This is a genomic window from Paenibacillus sp. YN15, from assembly GCF_003285005.1.
Classification (GTDB): Bacteria; Bacillota; Bacilli; order Paenibacillales; family NBRC-103111; genus Paenibacillus_AR.
This window is the reverse complement of the sequence record NZ_QMFA01000033.1, coordinates 65,497-82,409: the sequence shown is the minus strand read 5'-3', so window position 1 is coordinate 82,409 and position 16,913 is coordinate 65,497. Positions and strand designations below refer to the sequence as shown.

Annotated in this window: 17 protein-coding genes; all 17 read left to right on the top strand. The window is 56.8% G+C overall.

Annotation, left to right across the window (positions count from 1 at the left end; translation table 11 throughout):
* Positions 1–212 precede the first annotated feature (212 nt).
* The 17 genes from aroC (at position 213) to DQG13_RS22120 (ending at position 16,880) form a co-directional block, all read left to right on the top strand.
* Entirely contained in the window at positions 213–1,376 is a 1,164-nt protein-coding gene (gene aroC, locus DQG13_RS22200; RefSeq protein WP_113022284.1) for a chorismate synthase, read from the top strand.
* 3 nt (positions 1,377–1,379) lie between these two features.
* Positions 1,380–2,486, top strand: coding sequence for a 3-dehydroquinate synthase (gene aroB, locus DQG13_RS22195; protein ID WP_113022282.1), 1,107 nt, complete (start codon positions 1,380–1,382; stop codon positions 2,484–2,486).
* Positions 2,486–2,851, top strand: coding sequence for a chorismate mutase (gene aroH / locus DQG13_RS22190; RefSeq protein WP_113022298.1), 366 nt, complete (start codon positions 2,486–2,488; stop codon positions 2,849–2,851). The genes aroB and aroH overlap by 1 nt, the downstream gene beginning before the upstream one ends.
* 522 nt (positions 2,852–3,373) lie before the next feature.
* Positions 3,374–4,918: an anthranilate synthase component I gene (gene trpE / locus DQG13_RS22185; RefSeq protein WP_113022280.1), complete on the top strand. Its 1,545-nt coding sequence runs from the start codon at positions 3,374–3,376 to the stop codon at positions 4,916–4,918.
* Between the two features lie 49 nt (positions 4,919–4,967).
* Complete coding sequence (gene trpD / locus DQG13_RS22180) at positions 4,968–6,023, top strand: anthranilate phosphoribosyltransferase (RefSeq protein WP_113022278.1); 1,056 nt, start codon at positions 4,968–4,970, stop codon at positions 6,021–6,023.
* A complete protein-coding gene (gene trpC, locus DQG13_RS22175; protein WP_113022276.1) occupies positions 6,013–6,813 on the top strand; it encodes an indole-3-glycerol phosphate synthase TrpC in 801 nt (266 codons plus the stop codon). Before trpD ends, trpC begins: the two co-directional genes overlap by 11 nt.
* 5 nt (positions 6,814–6,818) lie before the next feature.
* The gene (locus tag DQG13_RS22170) at positions 6,819–7,526 is read left to right on the top strand and encodes a phosphoribosylanthranilate isomerase (RefSeq protein ID WP_258525807.1); all 708 of its coding nucleotides are present in this window, start codon (positions 6,819–6,821) and stop codon (positions 7,524–7,526) included.
* Positions 7,523–8,725, top strand: a complete 1,203-nt coding sequence (gene trpB, locus DQG13_RS22165) for a tryptophan synthase subunit beta (protein WP_113022274.1) — start codon at positions 7,523–7,525, stop codon at positions 8,723–8,725. Before DQG13_RS22170 ends, trpB begins: the two co-directional genes overlap by 4 nt.
* Positions 8,722–9,528: a tryptophan synthase subunit alpha gene (gene trpA / locus DQG13_RS22160; protein WP_113022273.1), complete on the top strand. Its 807-nt coding sequence runs from the start codon at positions 8,722–8,724 to the stop codon at positions 9,526–9,528. Before trpB ends, trpA begins: the two co-directional genes overlap by 4 nt.
* 263 nt (positions 9,529–9,791) lie before the next feature.
* On the top strand, positions 9,792–10,901 hold the full coding sequence (gene hisC / locus DQG13_RS22155) for a histidinol-phosphate transaminase (RefSeq protein ID WP_113022294.1): 1,110 nt from the start codon (positions 9,792–9,794) through the stop codon (positions 10,899–10,901).
* On the top strand, positions 10,898–11,986 hold the full coding sequence (locus DQG13_RS22150) for a prephenate dehydrogenase (protein WP_113022271.1): 1,089 nt from the start codon (positions 10,898–10,900) through the stop codon (positions 11,984–11,986). Before hisC ends, DQG13_RS22150 begins: the two co-directional genes overlap by 4 nt.
* 766 nt (positions 11,987–12,752) lie before the next feature.
* A complete protein-coding gene (locus DQG13_RS22145; RefSeq protein WP_113022269.1) occupies positions 12,753–13,346 on the top strand; it encodes an RNA polymerase sigma factor in 594 nt (197 codons plus the stop codon).
* Positions 13,343–13,963 carry an anti-sigma factor family protein gene (locus DQG13_RS22140; protein WP_113022268.1) on the top strand — a complete coding sequence of 207 codons (621 nt, stop codon included), beginning with the start codon at positions 13,343–13,345 and terminating at the stop codon, positions 13,961–13,963. Before DQG13_RS22145 ends, DQG13_RS22140 begins: the two co-directional genes overlap by 4 nt.
* A gap of 187 nt (positions 13,964–14,150) precedes the next feature.
* Positions 14,151–15,272, top strand: a complete 1,122-nt coding sequence (locus tag DQG13_RS22135) for a hypothetical protein (RefSeq protein WP_113022266.1) — start codon at positions 14,151–14,153, stop codon at positions 15,270–15,272.
* A 62-nt stretch (positions 15,273–15,334) separates the two neighbouring features.
* Positions 15,335–15,844: a gamma carbonic anhydrase family protein gene (locus DQG13_RS22130; protein ID WP_113022264.1), complete on the top strand. Its 510-nt coding sequence runs from the start codon at positions 15,335–15,337 to the stop codon at positions 15,842–15,844.
* Between the two features lie 87 nt (positions 15,845–15,931).
* The gene (locus DQG13_RS22125) at positions 15,932–16,132 is read left to right on the top strand and encodes an IDEAL domain-containing protein (protein WP_113022262.1); all 201 of its coding nucleotides are present in this window, start codon (positions 15,932–15,934) and stop codon (positions 16,130–16,132) included.
* A gap of 151 nt (positions 16,133–16,283) precedes the next feature.
* The gene (locus tag DQG13_RS22120; protein WP_113022260.1) at positions 16,284–16,880 is read left to right on the top strand and encodes a DUF1405 domain-containing protein; all 597 of its coding nucleotides are present in this window, start codon (positions 16,284–16,286) and stop codon (positions 16,878–16,880) included.
* Positions 16,881–16,913: the final 33 nt, after the last annotated feature.

Sequence of the window (16,913 nt, the reverse complement as noted above, 5' to 3'; positions counted from 1 at the left end):
GTCTCCTGTCTCATGGTGACATTATCTCAGAACAGTTATAGGATGACATTATCACAGAACAACAACACATGAAGCGGGTAAGGGATTGTCAAACGAACGGATCTGTACTATAATAACCCGTAAGTTAGTGCATAAAAGCGCTAAAGCAAATTGCGGATTTGATAACGCGCTTTAAAGCGATACAGAAACGGAAACATAGAGGAGAATGGCATATGAGATACCTGACGGCAGGCGAAACCCACGGTCCGCAATTGACGGCGATTATTGAAGGCCTCCCCAGCAATCTGAATGTATTGGCGGAGGAAGTAAATGTTCAGTTGGCCCGCAGGCAAAAGGGCTACGGCCGGGGCTTGCGGATGCAGATCGAGAAGGATACGGTGAACATTGTCGGAGGCGTCCGTCATGGCAAAACCACCGGCGCGCCGGTGGCCCTTGTGGTGGAAAACAAGGACTGGGCCCACTGGACCAAGGTGATGAGCGTTGAGCCCGTGGAGGAAGAAAATGAAGGCAAACGCCGGGTGAACCGTCCCCGTCCGGGACACGCGGATCTGAACGGCGGCTTGAAATATAACCAGCGGGACCTGCGCAATATTCTGGAGCGCTCCAGCGCCCGGGAGACAACCGTGCGGGTTGCGGTAGGGGCCATAGCCAGAGCTTTCCTGGCGGAGTTCGGCATTAAGGTGGCCGGCCAGGTCATCCGCATCGGCGATGTGGAGGCGGTGCGGCAGGAGCTGCCGCTGGATGAGCTGGTCCGGCTGACGGAGGAATCCCCTGTCCGGGTAACGGACAAGGACGCGGAAGTGAAAATGATGGCAGCCATCGACCAGGCCAAATCCGAAGGGGACACTTTGGGCGGCATCGTGGAAGTGATCGTGGAAGGCGCCCCGGTAGGCCTTGGCAGCCATGTCCAATGGGACCGGAAGCTGGACGGGCGCATTGCCCAGGCGGTGGTGTCGATTCAGGCCTTCAAGGGTGTGGAATTCGGCATCGGCTTCCAGGCGGCCTCCACCAAAGGCTCCCAGCTCCACGACGAAATCCTGTATTCGGAGGAAGCGGGCTTCAACCGCAGGACCAACCGGGCCGGGGGCCTGGAGGGGGGCATGACCACCGGCGAGCCCATTGTGGTCAGGGGCGTTATGAAGCCTATCGCCACTCTTTACAAGGCGCTGCCCAGTGTGGACATTGACACCAAGGAGGCCTTCACCGCCCAGATCGAACGCTCCGACACCTGTGCGGTTCCGGCGGCGGGGGTCATTATGGAGAATGTGGTGGCATGGGAGGTTGCCCAGGCCTTTATGGAGAAATTCGGCGGGGATTCCATCGAGGAAATCCGCCGCAATTATACAAGCTATCTGGAACAGGTGAAGGGGTACTGAAACATGGAAACTAAGATTTTGCACGTGGATCTGGGGGAACGCAGCTATCCCATCCACATCGGCGAGGATGTAACGGCATCCATCGGAAGCCTGCTGGCGGGCAGAGGGATCAAGCCCGGTACGCCGCTCTTAGTTGTCACCGACAAGAATGTGGCGGCGCTGCATCTGGACCGGATCGTCGGATTGCTGAGGGAGTCCGGCTACAAGGTGGGCACGTACATTGCGGAGCCCGGCGAAGCCACCAAGTCGTTGGCGGTGCTGCAGGACATTGTTGGAACCGCGCTTGAAGCGGGGCTTAACCGCAATTCCGTCTTTATTGCCTTGGGTGGAGGGGTCATCGGGGATTTGTGCGGCTTCGCGGCGGCCAGCTACATGCGCGGCGTCCGCTTCGTGCAGGTGCCCACCACCATACTGGCCCATGATAGCAGCGTAGGCGGCAAGGTGGCGGTCAATCATCCCAAGGCCAAAAACGTGATTGGCGCTTTTTATCAGCCGGAGATTGTCATTTATGACACCAAGCTGCTTTTGACCCTGCCTCCCCGGGATGTCCGTTCCGGCCTGGCTGAGGTGGTAAAGCACGGGCTGATTTGGGATGAAGGCTTCACCAACTGGTGCGGCGAGAACGCCGACAAGCTCCTCGGCCTGGATCTGGAGGTATTGGGCGAGGCGCTGTATTTCGGCTGCAAGGTGAAGGCGCAGGTGGTGTCCGAGGATGAGAAGGAGGGCGGCCTGCGGGCGATCCTCAACCTGGGCCATACCCTGGGCCATGCCCTGGAGGCGGTGGCCGGCTACGGCGAGCTGACCCATGGGGAGGCAATTTCCATCGGGATGGTGGGAGCGGCGCGCCTTGCGGTCAAAATGGGCTACCCCGCGGAAATTCATACGGTCACCAAGGCGCTGATGGAACAGTTCCAGCTGCCTGTGAACGTCGATAAGGCTTACAGTACGGACGCCATTATGTCCGCCATGCAGCATGACAAGAAGTTCCGGGATGGCAAGATGGTGTACATTGTTCCCACAGCCATCGGCAAGGTCAAGATCGACAGCTCTGTTTCGGCGGATATGGTGCGTGCCGTAGTGGAGGAGCTGAAGGGAGAGAATAATCCATGATGGTAGTACGCGGCATACGCGGCGCAACAACAGTCGCCCTGGATGATGAAAAGGAAATTTTGCAGGCCACATCGGATTTATTGCTGCAGATTGTGGAGGACAACCATGTGGTGCCGGAGGACATCTGCAGCGTATTTGTGACCACGACGGAGGACCTGACCGCGGCCTTTCCGGCAAAAGCGATCCGCCAAATGGAGGGGTGGGAGCTGGTTCCCCTCATGTGCTCTCTGGAAATCCCCGTGAAACCCAGCCTGCCCCGCTGCATCCGGCTGATGGTGCACATCAACACGGACAAATCCCAGAAGGAAATCCGGCATGTGTATCTGAACGAAGCACGGGTGCTGCGGCCGGATATTGCCGGATAGCAAGAAGAGGAAGCGGCTTGACGGGAATGGGAGCATGGGGTATAGTGGATAACAAGCAATGAGAGTCAGTTGAGGGCAGTAGATGCCAAGCAGAGTGCAAGTTGGAAGAGTTGAGCCGAGTGAAGCGAAGCAGAGCCGAGAAAGCCGGGGACGATGGACCGTACCGGTGTCTCTTGCCGCATTCCTTGTTTGCCGCCTTAGAGCGCAAGCAGGGTGCTTATTTCCTATTGGACTCATCCTTTCATAACGACTCGGCAGCCTCTACTTCCAAAGTAGAGGCTTTTTTGCATATCTTTAAATCGGGGGCTCCCCCAAAAGTACCCGGAATAAGCTACAGAGCTTCACTTCACTTTTGGGGGAATGTTTTTGTGGGGGCTCCCCCGAAAGTAATCGGACTAAGCTACAGAGCCTCACTTCACTTTTGGGGGAATGTTTTTGTGGGGCTCCCCCAAAAGTATTCGGAATAAGCTACAGAGCTTCACTTCACTTTTGGGGGAAAAATTTAGAAAGGAGCAGGTGCCCATGTATTCACCTACTGTCGGAGAGGTGATCCGCCTGGCGCGGGAATACAATCTCATTCCCGTCGTCCGCCATTTGCTGGCCGATACGGAAACGCCGATCCGGGTGTTTCAGCAATTTTATAACGAGAAGCGCGCATTCCTTTTGGAAAGTGTGGAAGGTGGGGTCAAGTGGGCCCGCTACTCCTTTATCGGAACCGATCCGTTCCTGGTGGTCAAAGCAAAAAACGGGATTACCGAGATCCAAAACGGCAAGGAGTCGGCCCGCTACGAGGAGCAGAAGCCGGTAGAGGTGCTGAAATCCCTGCTCCGTTCCTATAGAAGCCCGTCCATTCCAGAGCTGCCCCGGTTTACCGGAGGCGCCGTCGGCTTTTTCGGCTACGATCTCCTGCAATATTACGAGCGGCTGCCCAAGCACAAGCTGGATGACCTGGGGATGGACGATATCCACTTCATGTTCTGCGATCAGGTGATTGCCTTTGACCATTTTAAGCAGCAGTTGAAGGTGATCTCCAATGTCCATATTCCGGCCGGGGCCACGGACGCCCAGATTATCCGGGCATATGACGAAACCTGCGCCAAAATCGACGCGCTGATCGCCAAGCTGATCCGGCCGGTGCCGGCCAACCGGATGATTCACCGGCCCATACCCGAGAACGTGGAGCTGGGGGAAATCCGCTCCAATATCACCAAGGACAAATTCATCGCCAATGTGGAGGCGGCCAAGGAATATATCCGGGCCGGGGATATCTTCCAGGTGGTGCTCTCCCAGCGCTTCGAAATCGAAACGGATGTGGACCCCCTGCAGGTGTACCGGATTCTCCGGACCATGAATCCCTCTCCGTATATGTATGTGCTGAAGCTGGATGATGAGGTTATTGTAGGCACCTCGCCGGAGCTTCTGGTGCGGGTGGAGGATGAGCGGGTAGAGACAAGACCTATTGCGGGCACCCGTCCAAGAGGCGCCACTCCGGAGGAAGATGAAGCGCTGGAGCGGGATCTTCTGGCCGACGAAAAGGAACGGGCGGAGCATCTGATGCTGGTGGACCTGGGGCGCAACGACTTGGGCCGGGTCTCCCAGTTCGGCACTGTCAAGTGCGATACCTTCATGGAAATCGAACGATACTCCCATGTGATGCATATCGTCTCCAACGTGACCGGACGCATCCGCGGCGACAAGGATTTCTTCGACGCCTTCCTGTCCTGCATGCCGGCAGGCACGGTCTCCGGCGCCCCCAAGCTCAGAGCCATGGAGATTATCGCCGAGCTGGAAAATGAGGCCAGAGGCTGCTACGCCGGGGCTATCGGCTATCTGGGCTTCTCCGGCAATCTGGACACCTGCATCACCATCCGCACGGTGGTATTCAAGCAGGGCAAGGCCTACGTCCAGGCGGGAGCCGGCATTGTCTGGGATTCCGTACCCGAGAAGGAATACGAGGAAACAGTGAACAAGGCCAAGGCTTCGCTGAAAGCCATCCGCACCGCCGAGGCGGTGTTCGGCGCAGAGCCGGCGGCGACAGTGAACGGGGATTATTTTATCGGAGGCTAAAAAGGATAGAGGGGTATATCCGGCCTGCCGCTTGGGATCAGCTTATTTCATGACAGGGGGATTGAATGTGGAGACGTTTTCTATTCAGCAGGGCATCGCCCAATTGGTGGAGGGCCGGCATCTGAACCGGGAGCAGGCCGCCTCCCTGATGGCACAGATTATGGAGGGTCAGGTAAGCCAGGCGCAATTCGGCAGTCTGATGACAGCTTTGCGGATCAAAGGCGAGACCATTGAGGAAGTGACCGGTTTTGCCCAGTCCATGCGCCGTTATGCCAGGAAGGTGGCAACGGACAGCGCCAATCTGCTGGATACCTGCGGAACCGGAGGCGATGGCGCGCATACCTTCAATATCTCCACCGCATCGGCGTTGGTGGCGGCTGCCGGGGGCATTCGCGTAGCCAAACACGGGAACCGGGCCGCCTCCAGCAAAAGCGGCAGCGCCGACGTGCTGGAAGCGCTGGGCGTCAACATCGCGCTGGATGATGCGGGAGCGGCCCGCTGCCTGGATAAGCTGGGCATCTGCTTTATGTTCGCCCAGGTGTTCCACCAGTCCATGAAGCATGCCGCCGTACCCCGCAAGGAAATCGGCATCCGCACCGTGTTTAACCTGCTGGGCCCCCTGACCAATCCGGCCTCGGCGGACCGCCAGCTGCTGGGGGTGTTCGATCTGGACAAAACCGAGCTGATGGCAAACGTCCTCCGGGAGCTGGGCTTAAAGCGGGGAATGGTAGTGGCCAGCCACGACGGGCTGGATGAAATCAGCATTTCCGCGTCTACCCGGATTACCGAGCTGAAGAACGGCCAGGTGGCTACCTATGATCTGACGCCGGATGATCTGGGCTTGCGGGCCTCCGGCATTGAAGCCATAACCGGCGGGGATGCGGCCACCAACGCCGACATCATCCTGTCCGTGCTGCGCGGCGAACGGGGAGCCTACCGGGATGTGGTGCTGGCCAACGCGGGAGCCTGCTTCTATGTGTCCGAGCGCTGCACCACCCTCCAGGAGGGAGTCAAGCTCTCCGCCGCCGCCATCGATTCGGGACGCGCCTATCAGAAGCTGCAGGAGCTTATCCAATATACCAAGGAGCTGAGCCATGTTTCTTGATCGGATTGTCGCCACCAAAAAGCAGGAAGTGGATCGTCTGAAAGAAGTATTTTCTCTGTCCAAGGCGGAGGCGCAGATTGCCGGAATGTCCGCCTGCCTTGGCTTTGCGGAGAAGCTGGGCAAGGGCAGCAATCGGCCCATGGGCCTGATCGCCGAGGTAAAAAAGGCTTCTCCCTCCAAGGGTCTCATCCGGGAGGATTTCCATCCCGTACGTCTGGCGGAAGCATACCGCGCCGCCGGGGCGGATTGCATCTCCGTGCTGACGGATACGGACTATTTTCAAGGCAGCAACGATTATCTCCGCGCCGTGCGCGAAGCGGTGGATATTCCGCTCCTGCGCAAGGATTTCACCATCGACTACCGCCAGGTGTATGAAGCCCGCCTTCTGGGGGCGGATGCGGTGCTGCTGATTGCCGCCATCCTGAAGCCGCAGGAAATGAAGGAGCTTTTGACCATTGCGCAGGATATCGGGCTGGACGCTCTGGTGGAGGTTCACGACCGGGCCGAGCTGGAGCGCTCTCTTGAATTGGACGTGTCGCTTGTCGGCATCAATAACCGCAATCTCCATACCTTCGTGACGGACATCCGCACCACGGAGGAGCTGATCCAATATGTGCCCAAGGAAGTGGCCGTGGTCAGCGAAAGCGGCATCGGGCAGCGGGCGGAAATTGACTATCTTAGCCGGGTAGGAGCCAAGGCGGTGCTGGTTGGGGAGCATTTTATGCGGCAGCCGGATGTGGGGCAAGCGGTGCTTGATCTCTTGGGGCCCGTCCGGATGGAAAAGAGGTGAAGCCGGTGGCGCCATCGGTTAAAATATGCGGCATCCGCATGCCGGAGACCCTTCTTGCCATGAGGGGGCTGCCTGTGGATCATATCGGTTTTGTTTTTGCCAAAAGCCGCAGGCAGGTCACGACCGGGGAGGCAGGCCGGTTGATCCAGTTGCTCCGGGAGGAAGGCTTCCGGGAGCGGGGGGGCTTTCTTGCCGCAGGTGTGTTCGTCAATCCTTCCATGGAGGAGCTGGAGCATGTCATGGCGGAAGCGCCTCTGGACATTGTACAATTGCATGGACAGGAGACGCCTTTATTTTGCCGGCAGGTGAAGGAGCGCTTCGGTGTGGAGATTTTTAAGGCGGCGACGCTGCCGGAGGCGGGGGAGGAGAACAGTGGGGAGCTGTGTCTTCCGGATATTGCGGGTCGGCTGACGGAGACGCTTGCGCCTTATGTGCCTTATGCGGATGCGTTTCTGCTGGACACCTTCGACCCCGTAACCGGCGGAGGCAGCGGCAGGACCTTTCCGTGGGAGGCGATTCCAACCGTACGGGAATGGGCCCGCAAGGCGGGGCGGCGGCTGATCATTGCCGGAGGGCTTCATGGGGATAATGTGGGGCGGCTGTTGGCTGACTATGCTCCCGACGGCGTGGATGTATCCAGCGGCGTAGAAACGGAAGGCGTGAAGGACCCGGAGAAAATCCGGATTTTTGTGGAAAGGGTGAAAGAAGCATGAGCATCGGACAAGTGCCTGACCAGTATGGGCGATTCGGCAAATTCGGAGGACGTTATGTCCCCGAAACCCTGATGAACGCTCTCCTTGAGCTGGAGGAAGCCTACAAGAAATATTCCCGGGACCCGGAATTTCTAGCTGAGCTGAACGGGCTGCTGAAGCATTATTCGGGGCGTCCCACCAATTTGTACTATGCCGAGCGGCTGACGGAGCATCTGGGCGGGGCGAAGATTTATCTGAAGCGCGAGGATTTGAACCATACCGGCGCGCACAAGATCAACAATACTATCGGACAGGGCCTGCTGGCCAAACGAATGGGCAAAAAGAAGGTGATCGCCGAAACCGGAGCCGGCCAGCACGGTGTGGCAACGGCTACCATCGCCGCGCTGCTTGGCATGGAGTGCAAGGTGTTTATGGGCGAGGAGGATACCAAACGCCAGCAGTTGAATGTCTTCCGGATGAATCTGCTGGGCTCCGAGGTAGTGCCGGTAACCTCCGGCTCCCGGACCTTGAAGGATGCCGGCAATGAAGCGCTGCGCTACTGGGTCAGCAATGTGGAGGATACCTTCTATATCCTGGGCAGTGTGGTAGGGCCCCATCCGTATCCCATGATTGTGCGGGATTTCCAGCGGGTGATCGGCGATGAGACACGCGCGCAGATTCAGGAGATGGAAGGACGGCTGCCCGATCTGGTCATCGCCTGCGTGGGCGGCGGCAGCAACGCCATGGGCATTTTTTATCCCTTCGTGCAGGATGAATCGGTGCGGCTGATGGGGGTAGAGGCGGCAGGCAAGGGCGTGGACACCGACAAACATGCCGCTACTATGTCCAAAGGCACCCATGGGGTGTTCCAGGGATCGCTTAGTTATCTCTTGCAGGATGAATACGGCCAGGTGGTGGAGGCCCACTCCATCTCCGCGGGACTGGACTATCCGGGGGTAGGGCCGGAGCATTCCTACCTGAAGGATACGGGCAGGGCCGAATATGTGCCCATCACCGATGCGGAGGCGCTGGAGGCTTTGCAGCTGTTGAGCCGGCTGGAGGGGGTTATCCCGGCTTTGGAGAGCGCCCATGCCATTGCCCAAACCGTGAAGGTGGCGCCGGGCATGAAGAAGGACGAGATCATTGTTGTCAGTCTGTCGGGCCGGGGCGACAAGGACGTGGAGTCGATTATGAAGTATCTGGGAGGCGGCTTGCAATGAACGGGATAGATGCAGCGTTTCAAAAAAACCGGGCAGCGGGGAAGCTGACGCTGATCCCGTTTATCACTGTGGGCGATCCCGATCTGGACACCTCCGTGGATATTCTGCGGGAGCTGGAGCGGGCGGGAGCGGATATTGTGGAGCTGGGCGTCCCATATTCCGATCCGCTGGCGGACGGTCCTGTGATTCAGGCCTCCTCCTCCCGGGCGCTCCGCCATAAGGTCAGCATTGTGGATTGTATCCAGGTGGCCGGGCGGGCGCGGGAGCAGGGAATCGGGCTGCCCTTCATTCTGTTTACCTACTACAATCCCGTGCTGCAGCTGGGCTTCGACCGGTTCTTCCGGCTGCTGGCGGAAAATGATATCCATGGCGCCATTATTCCCGATTTGCCCTTCGAGGAGAACGAGGAGGTGCGGACGCTTTGCGAGGCCAATGGCGTTCACCTGATTCCCTTGGTAGCGCCCACCTCCAAGGAGCGGATCAGGCGGATTACGGAAACCGCCCAGGGCTTTATCTATTGTGTTTCCTCGTTGGGCGTAACCGGCACCCGGACCCAGTTTTTCGGCGGGGTGGAGGAGTTTATCGCCGATGTGAAGCGGTCCACGGATTTGCCGGTGGCGGTTGGCTTCGGCATCTCCAGCCGGGAGCAGGTGGAGCGCTTCGGCAAGGTATGCGACGGCGTGGTGGTAGGCAGCGCCATTGTGCGGACAATAGGCGAAGCGGAGGCGCTGCTTGCAGATACGGGTACGCGGGAGCAGGGACTTGGGCGCATCCGTGAATTTGTCCAGGAGCTGAAGGGGTAAGTGCTGCGCTCAGCTTAAGTGCGCTCCGGCCGGTATGCGGCCGGGGCTTTTTGATTTTCCCGAAGAAAGGATATTTTCTATTTACATTCCGGCATCCCTTATGCGACAATTAGAGGCATACCTGCTTTAAAGCGCGAAAAGGCCCCCGGTTCTGTAGGATCGGCCTGCACAACGGGGTGAAACCGGATGGAAGAAAGCTTTACCATTCGCCGGGGGACCCTTGAAGAAGCTAATCAGAAATGAAAAACGGGGTGTTGACCAACATGCAGCCAAAGCCGAATATTGTCCACTTGCCGGTTTACCAGCCTGGCAAGCCCATAGAAGAAGTAAAGCGCGAGCTGGGATTGACAGAGGTGACCAAGCTGGCCTCCAATGAGAATCCCTTTGGTTCCTCGACCGCTGTGAAGGATGCCCTCATCCGCGAAATGGAGCATATGAGCCTGTACCCGGATGGAGGAGCCGTTGACCTGACCGAGGCGGTAGCCGCCTTCTGGGGAGTGGGGACGGATCAGATCATCTTCGGCGCCGGCTCCGACGAAGTTATCCTTATGATCGCCAGAGCCTACCTGGTGCCGGGGGACGAGACGGTAATGTCCACCCATACCTTCGGACAATACAAGCATAACGCCGAAATCGAGAATGCGGTGATTTATGAGGTTCCTTTGAAGAATTATACCTACGATCTGGAGGGAATGCTGGCCAAGGTTACACCCAAGACCAAGCTGATCTGGATCTGCAACCCCAACAATCCCACAGGCACTATGGTCACCCATCGGGAGCTGAAGGCTTTCCTGGAGGCGGTGCCCGCTACGGCCCTGGTGGTATTGGATGAGGCGTATGCCGAATATGTCACCAGTCCGGACTATCATGATGGCCTGAAGCTGCTGGAGGAGCATCCCAATGTAGTTTTGCTGCGGACCTTTTCCAAAATATACGGACTGGCCTCTATGCGCATCGGCTACGGCATCGGGCATCCCGATGTGATCCGGACCATCAATCTGGTGCGGGAGCCCTTCAATACCACGCGCTTCGCCCAGGTGGCTGCCCAAGCGGCGCTGGCGGACCAGGCTTTTGTGAAGGAATGCAAGGAGCGGAACAGTGCGGGCCTGGAGTACCTGACCGGGGAATTTGCGCGGCTGGGGCTGACTTGGCTTCCCGCTTACGGCAACTTCATTATGGTGGAGCTGAATCGGCCGGCGGGCCAGATATTCGAGGCTCTCCTGAAGCAAGGCTACATTATCCGCGGCGGGCATAAGCTGGACTTCCCCACTATGATCCGGGTGACGGTAGGAAGCAGAGAGCAGAATGAAGGGTTTATCGCCGCCTTGGAGCGGACATTGGCGGAAATCCCGGAAATGAGGCAAACCACATGACCAAAATCGCTATTTTTGGAGTAGGGCTGATGGGAGGCTCCCTGGCCCTATGCTTCAAGGGCAAGCCGGGGCTCCATATTGTCGGGCATTCCCGGAGCCAAGCCTCCGTAGATAAATATTTAAAGCGTGAAGTGGTGGATGAAGGAACTACCTCCATGCGGGAAGCGGCGGAGGGAGCGGATTTTATTTTCCTGTGCGTGCCCGTGGGCAATCTGGAGGAATATCTGCTGGAGCTCCAGAACTTCAATCTAAAGCCCGGCTGCATCATTACCGATGTGGGCAGCACCAAGGGCTCTGTGGCGGAAGCGGCGGCCCGGCTGGATTGGAAGGACGCCTGGTTTATCGGCGGCCACCCCATGGCCGGATCGGAGCGTTCCGGGGTGGAGGCAGCCTCGTCCCATCTCTACGAGAACGCCTTTTATGTGCTGACTCCCTCTGAGCAGGTGCCGGAGGAGGTCTACGGACGCCTGGAGGAGCTGCTGCGGCTGACCAAGGCCCAGATTGTCCGGGTGGACGCCCGGAAGCATGACGATATTGTCGGGGCCATCAGCCACTTGCCCCATATTATTGCCGTGGCGCTGGTGAACCAGATCGCCGGGTACAACCGGGAGGACTCCCTCTACGAGTCTCTGGCTGCCGGCGGCTTCCGGGATATTACCCGGATTGCCTCCAGCGAGCCGGGCATCTGGCGGGATATTCTGCTGAACAACCGGCAGGTGGTGCTTCGCCTGTTGAAGGATTGGGGCCAGGAAATGGACCGTTTTGTCCGGATGCTGCAATATGAGGACGGCGAGGGGATCGAAAATGCCTTCAGCTCCGCCAAGGAATTCCGCAGCCGTCTGCCGGAGCGGCGCAAGGGTGTGCTGACCTCCCTGTATGATGTGTATGTGGATGTGCCGGACCATCCGGGCATTATCGGGCATATTGCCTCTATCTTAGGCGACCAGCGGGTGAACCTGAGCAACATCCAAATTATCGAAAGCCGGGCCGACGTGCCGGGCATCCTGCGGCTGTCCTTCCGCAATCAGCCGGACCAGGACCGTGCCGTGGAGCTGCTCAAGCCCCATTACCCCATTCATATGTAACGGTCTTCCAAAAGCTCTTCCGGAATGATTCTCCGGGGAGCTTTTTTTACACGTAAAGAATGTATAAGTTTCGGCCATGCCGAAAACTAAATTCTTGGAGGGCATAATAAGCTTATTTTAATGAAGCGGGTTTGCCTTCTGCTGCGGAACTCAGCGACTCTTACGGCGGCAAAAATGGGGGCGGAATGAGGCCGCGGCCGGGGATATAGCGCTTCCAAAAGAAAAAGGAATCGTTTTCAAAAAAGGGTTGACAATTTGAAAACGGATACATATAATAAGAACTACAGTATGGTTTCTCTCCACTCCTATCCGAATTGCACAATGTGCACCCGCCGTGTGAACGGCGGTTTTTTTTTGCGAAAATACGGCTGCGGTATGAAGCTGCACCCTAATGCCGTCCGCCAACGTATAGATAAAGAGCGATTCCGGAAGTGTCCTCCACAGGACTTTCCATTCCAACAGCCGAAGGGCCGCAAATAGCGGCGATTGAAGGACGGCGGGGGAATTATCGCTTCCAAATTGAGGGAGTTTTGTGTGGCATGTACTTTTTTGTCGAAGCAAGCAGGAGTTTTGGCCCTTCATCTAGAATAATTGTTGCAAGGAATTGCATTGTCCGTTCTGACGGATGTCATGATTCTAAAAATTCGTCCATACCTTACATAGATAAAGGTTTTTATAAAAGCAAGCGCAACTTTTTTCCGCGCCCGGGGTATTTATGTGTGAAGCCAAAACCTGGGACGGATGCAAGCAAGGAGGGTTGCTTGTAATGACCGATTCCCAGTTAATCCGAGAAATTAAAGACGGCAATGTGGAACTTTATGCTGAACTGATGCGTCGTTACGAGCGGAAGATACTCGCCTTTGTGTTCCACATGCTGAAGAGTGCCCGTATGGAAATCATGGCCGATGATTTATGCCAGGAGACCTTTTATAAAGCTTACCGCAGTTTGCAAACCTTCCGGGAGGTGGATGCCTCCTTTTCCACTTGGCTGTACACCATAGCGCGAAATACGGTGTTAAGCGAGCTCCGGAAGCAGAAGCATGTCCGGGTGTCCCTGGATGAGTCGGGTTATGTGCCCCGCGCGCCATTGGATTCCATGCCCGAGCAGAACATGCTCAAGAACGAGAAGGTGAGCATGGTCCGGGACGCGATCAACAATCTGCCGGAGAAGCAGCGTTCGGCGCTGATCCTGAGGGAATACGAACAGATGGATTACCAGGAAATCGCCAATATCCTGGGCCAAACCGTCAGTGCCGTGAAGTCGCTTTTGTTCCGGGCCAGGGCCAGTGTGAAGCTCCAGCTGGAGCCGTACTTTTCGGATCCCATCTTTGAAGAGGTTGAGGGGATGAATCAACGATGAAATGCGAAGATATTCAAGAACGGCTGGGCATTTATTTTGACCTGCCCGAGGAGGATGAGGAGCGCATTGCAATGGATGAGCATATCAGGCAATGCGAGTCCTGCATGGAAGAGTTCCGCATCTGGGAGGAGAGCGCCGACTTGATCCGGCTCTCCCAGGAGGAGGCGGAGCCTGTTCTCTATACCTCTCCCCTGGTATCGGATCAGGTGATGAAGCGCATCTACCAGCAGGAGGCATGGAGGACGCCGATCACGAACAAGATCTACTCCATTTCCTTCGCTCTTCGGCGGAAGCTTACGGTGATGGCCGCCTTCTTCGTCGCCTTGTTTCTGGTCAGCTTTCTGCATACGGCTTACAATACCCAGCATTCTGCAGAGCCTGCCCCCACCAAGGATTACGGAATTAACCAGGCTGCCAAAGCCACCATTAATCCCGCGGATTCCCTGAACGTCCATTCCATGCCGAATACCGCCCTGGCCAGCGTCAGTCCCACGATTATCGATCCGGTGAAGATCGGACCGCTGCGCTCAATGCCTGACTATATGCTGTCTTTGTCCATACTGGGCCTGATCTCCACACTTCTCATCATGAATTGGCTCTCCCGGACACGAGTATAAAAAATCCCCCCAAAGCGATGTGATGCTCCGAAACGAAGCCGCATGCTCGCAAAAAGGGGATTCATCCCTTTGTCTGATCAGCTCTCCCTTGGCGGGAGAGCTTTTTTTGTGGCCGGCGATTCCGCCGCGTATACATCCTGCCGGATCGTTCCATAATGGTAATAAAATGCTGGCAGGAGGGGAATCCATGAACCTGGCAGAGATGCTGAATTATACGGATATTCAAGAGCTCGGCCGCATCGCCCGGAGCTATAACTGCGAATGCAGCACCCATTCCAAAAATGAGCTTATCCAGTCGATTTTGTCCACAGTGGGGCGCCAGCGTGTGCTGGATGAACTTGTGGCCGGCATGGAAAAAGCGGATATCCAATTTCTCAATTCACTCTTATTTGAAGAAAGAAAAGCCTTCAGTCTGGAGGATCTGATGGCCCGGGCCAACAACTCCCGGCCGGAGGAGAAGGAAGGGGGAGAGTGGAACCCGCGGGAGCTGGTCACCCGGTTTAAGCAGCGGGGGTGGCTGTTCAACGGCTATTCCCGGGACACCCAATACCTGTTCCAGGTGCCCGATGATCTGAAGCGGCGGTTCACGGAGGCGCTGGAGCGGCATTTTGCCGGAAGGCTGGACTATCTGGAAACCATGCCGCGGGTCTACCGGGACGAGCAAAATCGGCTGGCGGAGGATATCCGGACATTTCTGATGAATCTGATGCAGTCTCCTTTGCCGGTGAATGCGGAAGGCTTTCTCTATAAAAAGCAGGTGCAGCAGATTATCGGCCAGCTGTCCGTCCAGGAGGAGCCGGTGGCCAAAACCGCCTGGCGCTTCGGGTACGGCAGACGGTACCGGGAGTATCCCATCCGGTTCTCCTTCATCTATGACTATTGCTTTTATCACGGCTACCTGCAGGAAGAGGGGACGGAGGTAAGCTTGACCCCTGCGGGGCGGGAGTTGGCGGCATCGGGAGGCCGGGAGACGGTGAAGGATTTGTATACCTTTTGGCTCCGGCTCTACCGGGAACCGGTTCCCAATCTCCAGGCGCTGGCCCATTGGCTTTCCAGGCTGGCGGAGCGGTGGGTGACGGCGGAATCGGCGGCGCAGGTGCTTTGTCCCCTCATCAAACCCTATTACTATGACACCCCCCGTGACATTCTGGAATCGCGGGTGCTGCCTATGCTGATGCACCTGGGACTGGTCAGGATCGGAGCCGACGACGGGGCGGGAACTGTCATTCAGGTGTCCGCTCTGGGCAAAAGCGTGATCCAGGGCACCTGGCTGCCGGAGGAGGACAAGCTTGATCTGGAATGCAAATAATTGACAATCCCGCCGGGCATGGGATAGAATTCTCCCCAAACAAGTGAGAGGCGGGAGAACATATGCTGATTCCGTACAACGGGATTTTGCCTGTCATAGGGGCATCGGCTTATATTGCCGAAGGCGTGAAGCTGATTGGCGATGTGCGCATCGGGGAGGAGGCCTCCGTTTGGTTCAATGTGGTGCTCCGCGGCGATCTGGCGCCGGTGGTTATCGGGAGGGGCTCCAATATCCAGGATGGCAGCATCGGGCATGTGAATGAAGGGCAGCCCCTCCTGGTGGGGGAGGATGTCTCCGTGGGCCACAACGCCATTATCCACGGCTGCCGGATAGGCAAAGGCACATTAATCGGCATGGGGGCTATCGTACTAAACGGCGCAGACATCGGTGAATATGCTTTAATAGGAGCCGGATCTCTTGTAACCGAAAATAAAACCATTCCTCCCTACACTCTGGCGATGGGCTCTCCGGCCAGAGTGGTGCGGGAACTGACGCAGGCGGATCTGGATCGGATGCGGCGCACCTCCGAAGGGTATATCCTCCGGAGCAAAGAGTACCGGCAGGGCTCCTGAAGAAAACGCCATAGACACATCCATGACTGTGCCTCCAGCGCTATTGCGGCGGAAACGCAAAGGGAAGGGTCAAGGAGGTTCATGTCAATGGGAAAAATGTATGCATCTTATGAAGCTATGCTGTCGCTTTATGCAGAGCTGGTGTTGGATGAATCCGTGCGTAAACATAAGGAAAAAACATTATATCATGAAATTGATGCGGCATTGGCCAAACGGGATGAAAAGCGCTTCCTGCTTTTGACAAATGAACTCCGCATGCTGAAAAAGACTTATGAAATGATCTCTTAATTTCGTAAGTCTTTTTTTTGCCGTTTTGTGGTACGATGAATTCAGCTTCCATACCACATTACATGACAAAGGTCGGGATTACACATTGCAGGAGAGATACATACAAAGCGCTCGATTCTGGCTGGGGGAAAAGGGACTGGTTTCTCCCTTTATGCTGAAAAGTCTGTTTTGGATCAACGCCCTGGGGACGGTTTACGGCTTCTATTGGTATTGGGACCAGCTGCAAAAGGTGTGGGACACCAAACCGGGGTGGATGGTGCTGCTGGTGCCGGACAGCCCCACGGCAAGCCTGTTTTTTACAATAGCCATCGGATGGCTGTGGCTTTCTCCCGAGCGGCGGCTTTCCAATCCCAATACGCTGATTATCCGCAGCTTCGTGGAGGTATTGGCGGTGGTCACGTCGTTTAAATACGGCATTTGGGCGGTGGCGATGATTTTTGGCGGACAAGCCCAGGGGGATGTCCTCAATTGGCAGCATTACATGCTGGTGGGCTCCCATCTCGGCATGGCGGCGGAGGCGCTGTTGTATGCGCGGTTCTTCCAGGTCCGCAAGGGCACATTGGCTGCTGCAGCCTTCTGGACATTGTACAATGACCTGGCGGATTACCGCTTCGGCATTTTCCCGTATCTGTCCGACGTGCTGGATGATGATCTGTCCGTGATCCAGGCCTTCACCATGCTGCTCAGTGTAACCGGGCTGGGTTTGGCCTTGCTTCTGTGCGGCGGCAGGAGAAAACGGTCTAAATAAGGACAAACCCCCATATGCTTGTCTTAGGGGGGA